The organism is Acinetobacter sp. ANC_7635 (assembly GCF_056779945.1).
Genome location: NZ_JBWYIS010000019.1, coordinates 1 through 13,761 on the forward strand (window position 1 = coordinate 1; position 13,761 = coordinate 13,761).

Genomic DNA, 13,761 nt, shown 5'->3' on the forward strand with positions numbered 1-13,761 from the left:
TATTCCTTATTTGATTGAATCGCCAATCGACCCAATAAGAATATTTTATGCTATTTGAATTGTATATACAAAACAAATAATGTAATTAAATGTATGCTTATTCGCTTGCTCTTACTGGCTTCTAACAGCCATTTTTAGCCCTGTTTAATCTTGGATATACAAATACCCGCCCATAATCAAAACCGCCCTGATACGCATTAAAAAAGCCCCTTGCGGGGCTTCTTTTATCGTTTGGCTACTTCGTCCAAAACTTCATAAATTCTTTCTATAAAGTCTTTTGCTTGATGCTCTGCATCTTGCATATTTGTATGCTTTGTTGCATCTAAAAATAATTCTGTCTTTCCATTGGCAAAGATGGTTATCAATTTACAATGTCCAATTGTGATAAAAATTTCTTTGTCATTTTTCTTTAAATAAATACCAGTCATGACTTTAAAAGAGTTCTTTTGAGCTAACAAATAGTTCTCAACAAAGTTCAAAACAACTTTAGGGCTTACAGTGGTTTGCACTAATTTACTCATTTTCAGTATTCCTTATTTGATTGAATCGCCAATCGACCCAATAAGAATATTTTATGCTATTTGAATTGTATATACAAAACAAATAATGTAATTAAATGTATCCCTACTTTAACAGAACCGAGTGTTAACGAGGTGAACTGAAGCACTGAGCAAATATCTCCCTCCTTGATTACCGTTGCAAGGGTCAAGCGAAGCAAACAAAATCTGTGATTTTGTTTAGCTGACCGCAGACCCGCAACTACTCCCATTTGCCCTAGATCGGGAGGTACAAAGCAATCCCGATAGGGTTGCGACTAACAGCCATTTTTAGCCCTGTTTAATCTTGGATATACAAATACCCGCCCATAATCAAAACCGCCCTGATACGCATTAAAAAAGCCCACTCTGACCAGTGGGCTTTTGATTTTAGATGCTTGGCTCTAAATCTTCATCAAGACCCCAAATCGAACGCCCTGCTTCTTCAGATTCAACATTATGAGCTTCTTGGTTCACACAGATTTCAAAACCTGTTTCACTTGAAGCGCACACGCCTGAAAAAGTAGCAATTTTTAATTCAGGATGATATTCAAAGTTTTGCTCAAAAGATGCTACAAGGATTTCTTCACGATTTTCTTGAACAGCTTCATAAATATCTTCAAGAGTTGTTACTTCTGCATTTATATTGCGGTATGAATTAACAGTTAAGTTGCCGTTGTTGTAGTTTAAAAAAAAGTTCATATTTATATCTCACTAAGTAATGTTTAAGTTCATCAAGACTTTTCGATCTGACCATCTCGTCTAAAGCTATTTTTCTTCATAACGTTTACATTGTAATTAATGGCTAAGTAAATTATATATCAATTGAAATGTATATACAAATCTATTAATATATTTTTTTAAAGCTCGAAAGTTTACGCACGTTTTAAATCTGCATCGAGCAGATTTAAAGCTAAGTAAATCTTTGAGCAATCAACCGACTGTAGAGATCGGCTATTGTTCCAGTAGTAACAGAGGGCGATAGGCTTAAACACTATATATAGTGGTACATATCAATGAGATCCACACTAGATATAGTGTTTATCTTATTTTAAATATTGAAAGGGTAGGGCTGAATGACAAAGTTAGATAATGATTTTTTACTTCCATTAAAGGTAGTTTCAAATCGTTTAAATCATATGAAAACAAATTTAGTTGGTATCGTTAAAAAAGCTGAAGCTCGTGCTATTTATAATCACAATCAGCGTAAAGATAAGTCAGAAGAAATACACCATTTACTTACTTGGGATGATTGGATTTATTCTGCCTTAGATGTAAATCATGAGCTTAAACAAGCTGAAATTGCCAAGCGAAATGATAAGGCTAAACAAGCCAGCGTAATTGAAAAAATGCTAACCAATTACCACAATAATAAGCCTTTTACACATGGCATAAAAAAACCTGACCCTAAAAAAGATTCTGTTTATGAAACTGCTATGAGTAATGTTATGGGTCATTTTGGCATAAAAGCAAAAAAGCCCGCTTGGGCTGAAAACTTAAAAGCGGGTGAACATATCCCAAAGGAATTACTCGATGAACTTCCAGTAACAACAGGGGAGTTGGTAACTTTGGGAAATTGGATGCTTACAAAGAATATTTATCGCTTTGATGATCTCGTTATTAATGAGCTATTAAAAACTGGTTTTAAAGGTGTAATTCCAAATTACATTGTGAATCTGCCTGATCTATGTGTGTATGTTCAACTAGACAATGCAAACTTAATTTTTGAAAAATCTAAAGTGGTTGGTGTACTGTTTTGCATTACTGAAATCGTTGGACAAAAGGTATTAGTAAATACTTTATATTTAGATAATGGGCTACCACGAACAATAGCCATAACTCTTAGCGAAGATCAAGACATTGAATCAAGCCTTACAGACTTTGTTGATGAGTTTCAACAAGACTATGACCCTGACTTAATGGAAAATGAATTAAAAGATAGATTGGAGTTACAAAAAAAATTAATTAATGTTGTTTTATGGTTTAGTCAAAATAAGCCTGAAATTGAACCTTTATTTAAAGGTGAAAATACCCCAGTGAAATTTTCAACAGTTAAAAAAGAAAAACGATTATTTGAAGCAACAAAGTACAAAGCATTTCGAGTAGGTAAAGACACAGCAACAACGATTAGAAAAGCGTATGAAGAAATTGAACAAGCAAGAAGAAATGGAAATTACGCAGGCAAAGAACCTCATATTAGAAAAGCTCACTGGCACTTATATTGGTATGGAAAAAAAGGGCAATTTGAAAAACATGATCTTAGGTGGCTGAATGCAATGATTGTTGGTGGTGTGCCTACCAAGAAATAAATTTACCCCCAATCATTAAACTATACCTATATTAGAAATACTGGCTCTTTCTCAAAATCTATCATTTAATATTTAGATGATACTTAAAAGACAGTGTTATCATTTTAAGTATCCAACTGATAGCTAAATGATACTATGATACGAATTTATGTTAGAGCCAGTACGAAAGATCAAGATGCAGAACGCGCATTAGCTGACTTAGAAGCGTTTGCAAGTAATTTTAATGAGCCTTATCTAAGCTATATTGAAAATGCATCAGGTACTAAGCTTGAACGTCCTATTCTAAACCAGTTATTAAATGAATCTAATTCAGGTGACATACTGTTAATTGAAAGCGTAGATCGTTTATCAAGATTAACCCAAGAAAATTTCGAAGTTCTTAAAAATAGAATCAAAGATAAAGGCTTAAATTTAGTAGTTGCAGACTTACCAACTACCCATATCGGTTTTAACTCAGCAAACGATATAACTGCATCTATCTTATACTTGATCAACAACATGCTTATTGATCTATTAGCTACTATGGCTAGATTAGATAATGAAAAAAGAAAAGAAAGGATTAAGCAAGGAATGGCAAAATCCAACTATAAACCATCAGGAAAAAAACCTAATTTAGCAAATCATAAGAGAATTATTGAATTACGCAAAAAAGACTTATCTATTGACGATATAAAAAAAATTGTTGGTTGTGGTGAAGCAACCATATATAGAGTTTTAAAACAACATAAGGAATTGATGTGACTGAACATTAAAGTCGTAAAAATGACATTAATGTTCTAAACTTAAACAATATAGTTGTAAACTTGGAATGTTATGAAAATTAAAAAAGACGGCTATAAGTGGTTTTTTATTGCAATTTTTATTGGCTCGATAACTGGATTAATTTGTAATTTAGTTGAAGTTGATCATATTCTGGCAATAACTATACCCGCATCAGTCACAGCAGGAAGTTTATTTGGTCTTAGAAGCTTATGGATGGAGTGAATAGTTTAGAACTTGACCGAAGTGCCAAGTAATCCGATCTCGTAACTTCCTTAATTATTTCGATAAAGTAGTATCCTGGTTAAAACTGCAGATTTGCAGTTTTGACCAAGATACGGAACACAATTTTTCACTGTAAGAGTTTTGGCCAAGTATGGACCAGTCAACGAAGTTGCAAGTCCATACGTGCTAAAACGGTTTAAGGTGTCACATTTAGCCACTTAAAAAAAAATCCTTGTACCATGTATCAAGGATTTAATCTAAGATTCTGTATCCGGTCTTTGATTATTGAATGTCATATTTTGCCATTAATGACGTGAAAACATAGAACCTAAACTTTTAAAAGTTAAACCGAACAATAAAAGGATGCCTTTAAGCCTTAGAATGAGAACACAAAATACAGCCACACTTAACCAAAAAAAACCCGAACCGACTGAGCTTGGCGAAAAAAACATGATTAAAGCGGGCATAAGTAAAGCTATTAAGATTAATCCTAATTTTAAATACTTCATATTCGGCACCTCCATTGGCTAAAAAGCCCCTTTAGTGTCGGGGCGGTATATCTAGCAACTTAAATATATTGGATAGATAGGGGCGTTTATTGTGTTGTTCCAGTTCACTTATAGCGTATTCGATTGCGGTCTGATCGACTTGTGTAATTAAGTAATCAAAATTCTTTTGATCTATTTCATTATTGATGATCAATTTATGTTTAAGCTCCTCCATTGGCTTTACTCCTTTCCATTTTAATAAAGTCTTTATAAAGTATCGTATTGATGACTAAGCCAAAAGTAAAAAAAAGCCAAATTGGTGTACCAAAAATGAATAATTTTAGGACTGTACCAGAATAGTTGTTTGCTATAGCTTCTAAATATTCATAGAGCCAACTATCACATATAAATTTTAAAAGATATGCAAATAAAGCCAGTGAAATTAAAGCTAACACTTGTTTAATACGGTATTTAGTTTTTAGATTCATTTGCTTACTCCTGAACTAAAAAATCTGTTTATCAATGCTGACCTCACTTGCTTACACTGACTTATCTTATTATCAGTTTTAATCTGCTCCATTTGCTTTTTTTTGATTACATCAATTGAAAATGAAATAGCGATTTCATTGTCTTTTAATAGTTTAGATTCAACAATTTTATTAGGTTGCTCAATATAATCTGTCAGTGCCTCTCTAATAATTTCAGTCATTACCAATGATCTTCTATTAGATTCTTTTTCTAAAGCTGAATAGATTTTTTTGTTGATCTTCAGGCTCATAACACTATGCCGTGTTTTAGTTTTTCGCGAACTCTCTTTTAAGAGTCCACGATCTGCATAAATGTTAGGATTTTCAGATTTCACTAATCTTACTGGTGCTTTCATTTTGCTAAATTTTCCCTTTCAAATATCTCATCAATCAATGCGTTCATTTCATCAATTCCTTTTTGATTTCGTCTGCCTTGATCATCTTTAAAATCATAAATTGTTTGACCTTGACCGCCTGAACGTGCATAAGCTGTTCTTAATGCAATATTTGTGTTTAAAAATGGAATATCACCGCCATTTTCTTTAAGCCAACTTGATACTTCATCAAATACTTTTGTATTTTTATTCATTCCAGTTAATAAGTAATAAGGAGAAAAATCTCTATAACTTGAAATTTCATTAATATCTCGAATAGTTGCCTGTGTAGCCCATGCATCGAAAGGGCTTGGGCTATTTGGAATTAATGCAATATCGCAAGAAACGATAGCTAATCTACTTAATTCTGAGTGACGACCAGCACTATCAATAATCACAAAATCATATTTGGTTTTTAATTTACTAACTTCTTTTGCTAAATTATTTTTTGGTACAGAAATAACAGTAAATAAGCTGTCGTAATTAGCCATTTCACGAACACTAGCCCAATCTAAAGATGTGCATTGTACGTCACCATCTATCAATAAAACGTCATAACCTCTCAATGCTAAACCCATTGATAAATTAATTGATGTTGTAGATTTCGCCACACCTCCTTTTTGGTTCACTAGGGCTATGACCTTACTAAGTTTATTACTCATTTTATTTAATCCTCAATTATTTTGATTTAGTTTCAATTCTTCTTTCTTCAGGTAATATCTTTAAATCAACCATACAGTTAATTAATAGATCAGCCTGACTAATATTATTTTGTGAACAGTAATGTTTAAGCTTTAACTTATCTTCATGACGTATTCTTAAATAAATAGAATCATCTTTAACAATCTCTTGAACTCTGTTCTGATTGCCAATCATCATTGGTCTTTTCTTTGGTTTCTTAGGTTTTGTATCAGTCATAGTTTCTATCTCAGATATTCTATAACTTATATTGTATATACATATCAATTAATATAAAAGAGTTAGATTGTTATTTTGTGTATATACAATTCAAATAGGGTGTTTAGGTCGGCTATCAAAAAGGCTTCAAAATCTTTTTCTCAACCCCACACCGCAACCGCTTCGCTTATTGCGGGTGGTGGGATTGAGCAGATTTTGGCAATATTCACCCTAGTAGCCTAAGCAAATTGCTCTAAATGGCTACTAAGGAATATTGCCAAAGAAAACATTGCGGTATGGAGCCGACGTCGCTTTCATAAGGCACTGTTAACCTTGTAAGGGTTAAACAGCAAGTGAGTATTTAGGAAGCTTACACTTCCCCCTAACACTAGCATTATCTCACTCATCAGGCTTGTTATCTCTGCGAGGGCATAACCCAACATACAACTTAAACAATCGACCTGACGTATTCCCTGCTTTCCCCGCATCCGTGTCAAGCTTCAGTAGCGGGCGTATTTACACTGGCTAAATGTAATACTCATTGCGTTGGTGATACTGCCGTCACTTATCCTCCTGCTACACCAACCGCCCAAAAACCTTTTGCCATTGTTCATCCATTTAAGGCAATGCTCTTACAAACAAAAAGTTTTATGAATCACAGAAGTAGGCGAAGCTCGGCAAATAAACATTGCGCTTATTTGATACACGATTAGACATTAAAGTAACGAAGTTTTTTCATTGTAAGACTTGCAAAAACTTCTATTTATGCAACAATAGAGTTCAGGTACAAGCCGTTAGGTGAAATCAATTCGGACGCCAATCCAATTGATCTTCGTTAGATGATGTTAAGGGCATCAAATAACTGTGTACCATCGAATATAAGTCAAAAGCCCCTAGTGTTGCAAGATGCTAGGGGCTTTTCTTTTCGCACAATATTTAAAATAAACGTATATAATGTCACAGGTTTTTAAATATAACCATTTAATAACATAGAGTTATAGCTCTATTTAAAACAAAAAAATAATTGTCACTTTTTTAAGCTATCGCCCTCTGTTACTACTGGAACAATAGCCGATCTCTACAGTCGGTTGATTGCTCAAAGATTTACTTAGCTTTAAATCTGCTCGATGCAGATTTAAAACGTGCGTAAACTTTCGAGCTTTTTAACTATTAATAAAACCATATATTTGATTATGAATAATATATAAATTTAATGTTAAGTTTTGTTTTACCCTTTGAAACAATTGAATCATGTAATTTTGAGTAAACTTGTACTATTTTTAAACTAATAGAGTTATAATGTTATAACTCCATTGATAAGGTGTTAATCCATGAAAAAATTATTAAGCATAATTAGTATTTTATCCTTAACTCTACTAACAGCTTGTGCAACTAATACTTCATCACAAAAGGGTTTGAAAAAATCCCCATGCGCTTGCAATTACATTCCATTGCCTAGTGCTGATGGTCAAGTAACTGACCCTTACGCACTAAAAAACACTGCATCTTTAAGCACTGGAGTTAATCCAGTATGAAGAAAACTCTATTACCTCTAGCGGTAGCAATTTCGCTATCTGCTTGTTCTGATGACCCAAAAACGATAGTACCTGAAGCTAACGAATATGTTGGTGTTTGGGTTAATCCAGTTGGTCAAATATCTCAAAGCCCTACGGACGTAATTATTAATGATCGTGTGATCATTGATAGAACTCAACAAGAGGGCGTATTTGCCGTTTCAATACTTGCTAAGGGTGTTTTCACAAGTATGGAGTATAAGCCTAGCAATGGGCTTTTATGCGCCCCCAATGATGCTTGTTTTCAATTGGTTGATGGAAAACTCAAATTAGGTAGTGATAACGGTGTTCTAACTTACGAGAGAGAACCACAACATGAAAACCAATAAATTTATTAATTCCTCGTTTCTTCTTGCTATAGGTTTTTCTTTAACGGCTTGCTTCAGTTCTCAACCTGATATATCAGGCGTTTGGATTCCACAAAGCACTCCACAAGATGCAACTTTTTATAGTTATTTAACAATTAATAAACTTGACGAAAAAGGAAATTATAAGGTTAAAACAACAACCTATCAGATTCAAAACATTAATAAATTTGTTCAAAGAGAATTGCCTATTCTGATTGGTTCAAAAGAAAAAACAGTAATGTTTATCAAAGATAATACTTACTGCTCTGAGGGTTCATTAGCTACAGACTGTTTAATTTTCAGTGACGATAAGCTAAGAGAAAGTGATACTTCAGTTTTTTTCGTTAAGGCTTCTAAAACTCCTGAAATCCCTGTGATTCGTTGAGGTCTTTATGAAAAAAATTGTATACGCCCTCATGCTCATTTTTAGTTTTCTAACTATGAGTTCTGCTTTTGCAGTTGATAATTTTACTAATCCCCAAGATTTAGGTACTGGTGAAATTCAGGTTCCCCAATCTTCAGGTGGTGGAGGAAAGGGCAATGAAATTTCTGAAAGTGTCACTGAAGTTACCAAAAATGGTATGAGTGAGCTTGATAAAGTCATTACCGCTTTAACAGATGACATTGATTCCAACATAAAAGACAAGATCAAAAACTATTATCAACAAATTACAGACCCTTTACTTGATGTTTTTGCAGGGTTCATCGTGCTTTGGATTATCTTTCAAGGTATCAGCATGATGACAGGTCGCTTGCTCGATATGAATCAAGTGTTCCATCACTTTGTCATCATGCTTATGGTTTGGACATTGGTATTTTCATGGGATGCATTCTATCCGTATGTCGCTGAAGTATTCCTTGATGATTTGCCAAACTTGATTAGTGATATGACTGGCACAGATGCTAAAACCACACTGCAAGCTTTCATAACAATCATCTTTGAAGCTATCGCGCAAGCATTTGGAAATATTGATACTGGTATTACTAACGTAGTGTCAGGATTTTTCTTTGTCATTATTTACAGTTTGATCTTTGGATTAGCTTGTATTGTTTCTGCAATGTTCTTCTTAATTTGGGTTGTTTGTAAGGTTGTTATTGGAATTTTAATTGTAGTAGCTCCAATTTTCTTAGCGTGTGCCATGTTCCCTGCAACTCGCAGATATGCAACTAACTGGTTACAAGCTGTCTTAACGCCATTAGTGGTTATTTTACTTCTGATTGTTAGCTGTGATCTCGTCTTATCCGCAGTAGTTGAAGCCATTCGTGACTTGAATAGTACAGGTAGTACGTTTACTGGTGCTTTCATTATGGTGATTGTTCTTTTAATCGTTATGGGTCTGTTCTATTTAGTGCCTAAGATCGCCATTTCTCTAGTCGGTAATGGTTTTGAAGCTTCTACCAACGCAACAACTTCAATTACTCAATCTGTTACTCAAAAATTGAGAGGTAAATAAAATGACACCTCAAGAAGAAAATCGTTTTCAAGCTATCTTGGATGAAGCTAAATCATCTTATGAACGTGCTGAAAAGAGATCAGGCAAGTGGAACTTGATATTAGGCGCTTTACTTGCTGGCTCAATCGTAGGGAATATTTTTCAAGGTTGGGCGGTTAAAGGTTTAACTCCATTGAAAGAGTTAGTACCAATGATTGCAGTTGTTGATTCTCAAACTGGCATTACGACAAGTGTTGAACGCTTTGAATCTACTACTGACCCTGACTTAATTAAGAAATTAGTTACATCATACTTTTGGGATACGATCAGTAATCGTTATGGCTATTACGGCAAAGTTGGTTCTGAGCAATTAGCAGACCAATATAATAAAGCATCAATTTTCTTGGCTAACAATGATCGAAATGATTTTGAAGCTGAGGTCAGTGCTTTAAATGCTCAATCGCCATATAACCTTATTGGTGAGCTAGGTTCCATTACCCCTAAAGTCATTTCTTTAAACTTCCTTAGCGATACGAAAGTTATTGCTACTTTTAGAACTATTGTTGTGCGCGGGGCTGAAGTTAAACAATTCAGTTATACGGTATCGGCTGATTTTGAAACAAATAATTTTGATGATCTCAGTGTTAAAGACCGTTGGATAAACCCATTTGGGGTGAAATTCAAAAATTGGAATTTAACTCAAAATGCATCTAATGATGCTCTTTTAAATACAAATTCTGCACAACAACAACCGATAGTTAATCAAAGCTCTGCGCCCGCTTCTGAGCCTACAACTTCAGATAATTAATAAGGTACTGACTTATGAAAAAGACACTTGTAAGCATTTTAATTTCAGCTATGTGCCTTGCTTCAGCGCCTACTTTTGCTAAGCAAATACCAGTAGGCTTGAAGTCTGAGAGCAGAATAAAAGTTGTTCCATATTCTGAAAATCACGTAGTTGAACTTTCGACCACGTTTGGTATTTCAACTGTTGTTGAGTTTGGAAATGAAACCATCCAAACAGTTGCTTCAGGAGATACTATCGGTTGGCAAATTGTGCCTAAAGGAAACCGTTTATTTATTAAGCCCGCAGAAAAGCCACAAGCGGGAATGAATAGAACTAACCTCACAGTTATTACGGATAAACGAAATTATTATTTCAATTTATTCAACTCAGAACAGCCTGTTTATGTACTGCGATTTAATTATGCAGATACCAATAAAAATGCTCGTTTATTTGCTGAACAGAATGCCCCTCGTCCTAGCTTAGGTGAATTACCTATGACAAGTACCGTATGGGGTATGGATGCATCGAAAAGCAAAACTATTAAAGTTTTAGGTGTGAGTGATGATGATCAATTTACATTCATTCGCTTAGATAAAAATTCTCCACGCCCTGCGGTTTACGCTGTGAATGGTGAGGGTTACGAAGAACTCACGAATACGCGACAAGAGGGGAATGTAATTGTTGTTGAGAAAGTATCAGATGCTTTCACGTTAAGACTAGGAAAAGAATATGTTTGTATTCTTCGTAAACCTGAAGTGATCGGAGCTAAATAAAATGAATGATGAAAATAAAAAACCTATTGATGATTTCAATAATCAAGAAAAATTTGATAGTAAAGATGACCGCATTATTTATGATGGTGCTAATTCAGGTGATGACTTTGAAACACAAGACGAGTTTAGAAAAAAGAAAACTAACTACAAAGATGTTGATTATTTAAAGCTCGGAAAGATCGCGGGTATCATCGCCATTATTATTGCCATAGTTAGTGGTTTACTCTACTTAAAACTTCAAAAAAATAAAGAATCGAGAGTTGAAGCGGGAGTGGAAAATTCAGTTTCAAAACCTGTGACTGGTGAAGATGGAATCAATAATAATGGGATTGATCGTTTTGGTTTCACACCTCAACCTATTGCAATTCCTGAGCCTAATGCTTTACCAACAGAAAAAACACCAGAACAATTAGAGTTTGAGCGTCAAATGGCTGAGCAACAAGCTCAGCTTGCAATGCAACAAGAACAAGCTCGTCAAGAAGCACTAGCTAAAGAACAAGCTTTACTTAATGCGCGTTATAAGTCGGGTATCATGATTTCAAATGATTCAGGCAGTAACAATAGCATTAGCCCTACTGGTGATGCGGGTGCTATGGCGGGCATTCCTCCTGAATTACAGCCTTTATTTATGGGTATGCAAGCAACCGCCCAAGCCAATAATCAAGGTGGTGGTTCTCCTGTAAATTCTCGCATTGCAAATAGCACTGCGGGTTCAATGGGTGGACGCTTCGATTCAAGCACAACCAATCAACAAGCCCCTATCGCTTCAGCAAGTTATAAATCTGATCGAAGAATGCTTATTCAACAAGGTAAAGTGATTGATGCTGTACTAGAAACTGCGGTTAAAAGTGACTTGCCAAGCCATATTATTGCCCGCATTACTAGCCCTGTTTATAGCGAACAAGGACGCAATCAATTACTCCCAAAAGGTACTCGTTTATTCGGTCAATATTCATCACAAGTGAATGACGGTCAGGCTGAAATCGGTGCAGTTTGGAACAGAGCAATTACGCCTAATGGTGTTGAAATCATGCTTGATTCACCAAGTACCAATGGTTTAGGTATAGCTGGCTTAGGGGGTAAAGTTAATAATCATTATGCCCGCATATTTGGTACTGCAACTTTGCTTAGTATCATTGGCGCGGGTGTTAGTAATGTTGGGGTTGATAGTTCTGATCAAAATAATGCTTCACAGACTTATCGTACTGAAGTTGCTAACTCTTTTGGTGATCAAGCTGATCGCATTTTGCAACGTAATCTTTCAATTCCTCCAACAATTACAGTTGCTCACGGTACGCGCATTAAAGTTTTAGTAGCAAAAGATTTAGATTTTTCTACTATTTTAAATCAATAGAGTTATAATGTTATAACTCTATAATAAAAAGGTGTCTTAACCATGTCTTCACTACTAATTTTAGAAGATTTAAAAAATGCATTCGGTGATGATTTAAACAATGAGGAAATTACTGAAATATCAGTAAATAAACCGTTTGAGTATTTTATTGCTAAAAAAGGTATTCGAGATATGGTTAGGAGATCAAATCCTAACCTTGACTATGATCTTCTTAGACGATTAGCTGAAAGTATCGCAACCAAAACTAATCAAACAATCTCAGAAGCTCAACCTTTATTATCTGCTCAAATTGAATCGCCCCAACATAAGGGGCTTTTCTTCCGTATTCAAATTGTTCGTGACCCTGCTGTAACTACTGGAACAATTGCACTTTCAATTCGTAAGCCAAGTATTTTAAGTTTACCTTTCTCAGCGTATGAGCCAATACTTAATTCAGTTGAGCCTTTCGCCAAAATTTCTAAAAAAGATCGTCAATTAATTGAACTTTATGAAGCTCGTAATTTTCATAAGTTTATTGAACTTGCTGTTTTGTACGAAAAAAACATCATCATTTCTGCGGGTACTGGTTCAGGTAAAACCACTTTTTTTAATGCAATGATTCATGATTGCATTCCTTTGGGTGAAAGGTTGATCACCATTGAAGATGCTAAAGAATTGCGCCCCCCTCACGAAAACACTCTGCAACTCTATTATTCGCGTGGTAATCAGGGTAAAGCGAAAGTAACTGCTGATTCACTAATGGAAGCATGCCTGCGCTTATACCCTAAACGTATTCTGCTTGGTGAGATTCGCGGTTCTGAAGCTTTTACTTATCTAAACTTAATATCTTCAGGTCATGGCGGTTCAATTGCTACGCTCCATGCGAATGATCCTGTAAATGCTATTGAGCGTTTAACGCTTATGGTTCTTATGGCGGGAACTACTCTCACAAGCGATCAAGTCAAAAATTTTGTTACTCAAAGTGTGGATATTATTGTGCAACTAGCCCGAACTGAAGATGGTGGTTACGGTTGCTCTGAAATTTATTTTAAAGATTATGAGGATTTCAAGAATGAAAAAAACCATTCTAGTTTTGCTTAGTTTAACTAGCATTGCTTGTTCATCTAAAAATTTAGATGGTGAATATAGCCGTGTTGAACAAACAGCTTTTGAAAAAGAACAAGGTATGAGTAGCGCTTTAATTATTAGTAATGATGGTCAAAAGCTTACTTTAAAAAATGCTTGGGGTGATGTTTCCCTTACAGCCATTGAAAAAGAAAAAGATCATATCGTGCAATATAACAATCAAGATACTTTCATTCTAAAAAAAGATGGTCAAGGTGTTAATTTGATTGATGTAGATAACCCTAATCAAGTTTATAAATTTGCTAAGGACTAA

Annotated in this window: 19 protein-coding genes; 12 read left to right on the top strand and 7 right to left on the bottom strand. The window is 34.8% G+C overall.

Annotated elements, in window-relative coordinates; genetic code table 11:
* Positions 1-224: 224 nt before the first annotated feature.
* Together AC1M89_RS14040 and AC1M89_RS14045 are read right to left on the bottom strand one after the other, a co-directional pair.
* Positions 225-521 (bottom strand): hypothetical protein, encoded by a 297-nt coding sequence (locus AC1M89_RS14040; protein WP_481614332.1) that lies wholly within the window; start codon positions 519-521, stop codon positions 225-227.
* A 405-nt stretch (positions 522-926) separates the two neighbouring features.
* A complete protein-coding gene (locus tag AC1M89_RS14045) occupies positions 927-1,238 on the bottom strand; it encodes a hypothetical protein (protein WP_481614333.1) in 312 nt (103 codons plus the stop codon).
* 374 nt (positions 1,239-1,612) lie between these two features.
* Here AC1M89_RS14045 and AC1M89_RS14050 point away from each other — a divergent pair, with 374 nt between their 5' ends.
* From AC1M89_RS14050 to AC1M89_RS14060, 3 genes are all read left to right on the top strand, one after another.
* Positions 1,613-2,845, top strand: a complete 1,233-nt coding sequence (locus AC1M89_RS14050; RefSeq protein ID WP_481614334.1) for an AcrVA2 family anti-CRISPR protein — start codon at positions 1,613-1,615, stop codon at positions 2,843-2,845.
* 135 nt (positions 2,846-2,980) lie between these two features.
* Positions 2,981-3,586: a recombinase family protein gene (locus AC1M89_RS14055; protein WP_481614335.1), complete on the top strand. Its 606-nt coding sequence runs from the start codon at positions 2,981-2,983 to the stop codon at positions 3,584-3,586.
* A gap of 72 nt (positions 3,587-3,658) precedes the next feature.
* Positions 3,659-3,829, top strand: coding sequence for a hypothetical protein (locus AC1M89_RS14060; protein WP_481614336.1), 171 nt, complete (start codon positions 3,659-3,661; stop codon positions 3,827-3,829).
* 540 nt (positions 3,830-4,369) lie between these two features.
* Here AC1M89_RS14060 and AC1M89_RS14065 read toward each other — a convergent pair.
* From AC1M89_RS14065 to AC1M89_RS14085, 5 genes are read right to left on the bottom strand one after another with little or no spacing between them, the layout of a single operon-like run.
* A complete protein-coding gene (locus AC1M89_RS14065; RefSeq protein ID WP_481614337.1) occupies positions 4,370-4,552 on the bottom strand; it encodes a CppA family protein in 183 nt (60 codons plus the stop codon).
* Positions 4,539-4,805: a hypothetical protein gene (locus tag AC1M89_RS14070; RefSeq protein ID WP_481614338.1), complete on the bottom strand. Its 267-nt coding sequence runs from the start codon at positions 4,803-4,805 to the stop codon at positions 4,539-4,541. Before AC1M89_RS14070 ends, AC1M89_RS14065 begins: the two co-directional genes overlap by 14 nt.
* On the bottom strand, positions 4,802-5,200 hold the full coding sequence (locus tag AC1M89_RS14075) for a hypothetical protein (protein WP_481614339.1): 399 nt from the start codon (positions 5,198-5,200) through the stop codon (positions 4,802-4,804). The genes AC1M89_RS14070 and AC1M89_RS14075 overlap by 4 nt, the downstream gene beginning before the upstream one ends.
* Entirely contained in the window at positions 5,197-5,880 is a 684-nt protein-coding gene (locus AC1M89_RS14080) for an AAA family ATPase (protein WP_481614340.1), read from the bottom strand. Before AC1M89_RS14080 ends, AC1M89_RS14075 begins: the two co-directional genes overlap by 4 nt.
* Positions 5,881-5,896: 16 nt before the next feature.
* Positions 5,897-6,136: a hypothetical protein gene (locus tag AC1M89_RS14085; RefSeq protein ID WP_481614341.1), complete on the bottom strand. Its 240-nt coding sequence runs from the start codon at positions 6,134-6,136 to the stop codon at positions 5,897-5,899.
* A gap of 1,310 nt (positions 6,137-7,446) precedes the next feature.
* Between AC1M89_RS14085 and AC1M89_RS14090 the strand changes: the two genes are divergently transcribed.
* The 9 genes from AC1M89_RS14090 to AC1M89_RS14130 are packed head-to-tail and all read left to right on the top strand — an operon-like array spanning position 7,447 to position 13,761.
* Positions 7,447-7,650: a hypothetical protein gene (locus tag AC1M89_RS14090; protein ID WP_481614342.1), complete on the top strand. Its 204-nt coding sequence runs from the start codon at positions 7,447-7,449 to the stop codon at positions 7,648-7,650.
* A complete protein-coding gene (locus AC1M89_RS14095; protein ID WP_481614343.1) occupies positions 7,647-8,018 on the top strand; it encodes a hypothetical protein in 372 nt (123 codons plus the stop codon). The genes AC1M89_RS14090 and AC1M89_RS14095 overlap by 4 nt, the downstream gene beginning before the upstream one ends.
* Complete coding sequence (locus AC1M89_RS14100; protein WP_481614344.1) at positions 8,005-8,421, top strand: hypothetical protein; 417 nt, start codon at positions 8,005-8,007, stop codon at positions 8,419-8,421. Before AC1M89_RS14095 ends, AC1M89_RS14100 begins: the two co-directional genes overlap by 14 nt.
* 7 nt (positions 8,422-8,428) lie before the next feature.
* On the top strand, positions 8,429-9,490 hold the full coding sequence (locus AC1M89_RS14105; RefSeq protein WP_481614345.1) for a TrbL/VirB6 family protein: 1,062 nt from the start codon (positions 8,429-8,431) through the stop codon (positions 9,488-9,490).
* 1 nt (position 9,491) lies between these two features.
* Positions 9,492-10,277, top strand: coding sequence for a VirB8/TrbF family protein (locus AC1M89_RS14110; protein WP_481614346.1), 786 nt, complete (start codon positions 9,492-9,494; stop codon positions 10,275-10,277).
* 14 nt (positions 10,278-10,291) lie between these two features.
* On the top strand, positions 10,292-11,029 hold the full coding sequence (locus AC1M89_RS14115) for a TrbG/VirB9 family P-type conjugative transfer protein (RefSeq protein ID WP_481614347.1): 738 nt from the start codon (positions 10,292-10,294) through the stop codon (positions 11,027-11,029).
* A 1-nt stretch (position 11,030) separates the two neighbouring features.
* Positions 11,031-12,383, top strand: coding sequence for a TraB/TrbI/VirB10 family type IV secretion system protein (locus AC1M89_RS14120; protein WP_481614348.1), 1,353 nt, complete (start codon positions 11,031-11,033; stop codon positions 12,381-12,383).
* A gap of 42 nt (positions 12,384-12,425) precedes the next feature.
* Positions 12,426-13,463 (top strand): P-type DNA transfer ATPase VirB11, encoded by a 1,038-nt coding sequence (gene virB11 / locus AC1M89_RS14125; protein WP_481614349.1) that lies wholly within the window; start codon positions 12,426-12,428, stop codon positions 13,461-13,463.
* The gene (locus AC1M89_RS14130; protein ID WP_481614350.1) at positions 13,435-13,761 is read left to right on the top strand and encodes a hypothetical protein; all 327 of its coding nucleotides are present in this window, start codon (positions 13,435-13,437) and stop codon (positions 13,759-13,761) included. Before virB11 ends, AC1M89_RS14130 begins: the two co-directional genes overlap by 29 nt.

What these genes read in the sequence shown, in the direction of transcription:
- AC1M89_RS14120 (WP_481614348.1), top strand. Translation starts at nt 11,031, where the DNA reads ATGAATGATGAAAATAAAAAACCTATTGATGATTTCAATAATCAAGAA.
- AC1M89_RS14105 (WP_481614345.1), top strand. Translation starts at nt 8,429, where the DNA reads ATGAAAAAAATTGTATACGCCCTCATGCTCATTTTTAGTTTTCTAACT.
- AC1M89_RS14080 (WP_481614340.1), bottom strand. Translation starts at nt 5,880, where the DNA reads ATGAGTAATAAACTTAGTAAGGTCATAGCCCTAGTGAACCAAAAAGGA.
- AC1M89_RS14090 (WP_481614342.1), top strand. Translation starts at nt 7,447, where the DNA reads ATGAAAAAATTATTAAGCATAATTAGTATTTTATCCTTAACTCTACTA.
- AC1M89_RS14050 (WP_481614334.1), top strand. Translation starts at nt 1,613, where the DNA reads ATGACAAAGTTAGATAATGATTTTTTACTTCCATTAAAGGTAGTTTCA.
- AC1M89_RS14115 (WP_481614347.1), top strand. Translation starts at nt 10,292, where the DNA reads ATGAAAAAGACACTTGTAAGCATTTTAATTTCAGCTATGTGCCTTGCT.
- AC1M89_RS14045 (WP_481614333.1), bottom strand. Translation starts at nt 1,238, where the DNA reads ATGAACTTTTTTTTAAACTACAACAACGGCAACTTAACTGTTAATTCA.
- AC1M89_RS14095 (WP_481614343.1), top strand. Translation starts at nt 7,647, where the DNA reads ATGAAGAAAACTCTATTACCTCTAGCGGTAGCAATTTCGCTATCTGCT.
- AC1M89_RS14055 (WP_481614335.1), top strand. Translation starts at nt 2,981, where the DNA reads ATGATACGAATTTATGTTAGAGCCAGTACGAAAGATCAAGATGCAGAA.
- AC1M89_RS14110 (WP_481614346.1), top strand. Translation starts at nt 9,492, where the DNA reads ATGACACCTCAAGAAGAAAATCGTTTTCAAGCTATCTTGGATGAAGCT.
- AC1M89_RS14070 (WP_481614338.1), bottom strand. Translation starts at nt 4,805, where the DNA reads ATGAATCTAAAAACTAAATACCGTATTAAACAAGTGTTAGCTTTAATT.
- AC1M89_RS14130 (WP_481614350.1), top strand. Translation starts at nt 13,435, where the DNA reads ATGAAAAAAACCATTCTAGTTTTGCTTAGTTTAACTAGCATTGCTTGT.
- AC1M89_RS14085 (WP_481614341.1), bottom strand. Translation starts at nt 6,136, where the DNA reads ATGACTGATACAAAACCTAAGAAACCAAAGAAAAGACCAATGATGATT.
- AC1M89_RS14065 (WP_481614337.1), bottom strand. Translation starts at nt 4,552, where the DNA reads ATGGAGGAGCTTAAACATAAATTGATCATCAATAATGAAATAGATCAA.
- AC1M89_RS14060 (WP_481614336.1), top strand. Translation starts at nt 3,659, where the DNA reads ATGAAAATTAAAAAAGACGGCTATAAGTGGTTTTTTATTGCAATTTTT.
- virB11 (WP_481614349.1), top strand. Translation starts at nt 12,426, where the DNA reads ATGTCTTCACTACTAATTTTAGAAGATTTAAAAAATGCATTCGGTGAT.
- AC1M89_RS14100 (WP_481614344.1), top strand. Translation starts at nt 8,005, where the DNA reads ATGAAAACCAATAAATTTATTAATTCCTCGTTTCTTCTTGCTATAGGT.
- AC1M89_RS14040 (WP_481614332.1), bottom strand. Translation starts at nt 521, where the DNA reads ATGAGTAAATTAGTGCAAACCACTGTAAGCCCTAAAGTTGTTTTGAAC.
- AC1M89_RS14075 (WP_481614339.1), bottom strand. Translation starts at nt 5,200, where the DNA reads ATGAAAGCACCAGTAAGATTAGTGAAATCTGAAAATCCTAACATTTAT.